This is a genomic window from Streptomyces sp. P17 (genome assembly GCF_032436805.1).
Lineage (GTDB): Bacteria > Actinomycetota > Actinomycetes > Streptomycetales > Streptomycetaceae > Streptomyces.
Genome location: NZ_JAVRBF010000589.1, coordinates 1 through 291, shown reverse-complemented (window position 1 = coordinate 291; position 291 = coordinate 1). Strand labels below are relative to the sequence as shown.

Sequence of the window (291 nt, the reverse complement as noted above, 5' to 3'; positions counted from 1 at the left end):
CGATTTTGGAACTGCCCTATCTGTAACCTTTAGGAATTTTCCTTTGGCAGATATGCACCCGATGGCTTTAGGAGCAGCGGCCGCGGCAGAAGCGGCAGGTTTGCAGGGCAAGTACTGGGAAATGCACGATTTTATTTATGCCAATCAGTCTTCATTAAGTAATGAAATGCTCCTTGAAGCAGCAAAAGAATTAGGTTTAGATGTCAATCAGTTTACCAAAGATGCCGAAAGTGAAAGCATCCGCAAAAAAATAGAACACGATTTTGAAACCGGTGCTACCAGCGGCGTAAA

Annotated in this window: 1 protein-coding gene; it reads left to right on the top strand. The window is 44.0% G+C overall.

The features are described from left to right. Positions 1-52: 52 nt before the first annotated feature. The coding region (locus RMT89_RS42220) for a DsbA family protein (protein ID WP_315889060.1) at positions 53-291 on the top strand (239 nt) is incomplete at its 3' end.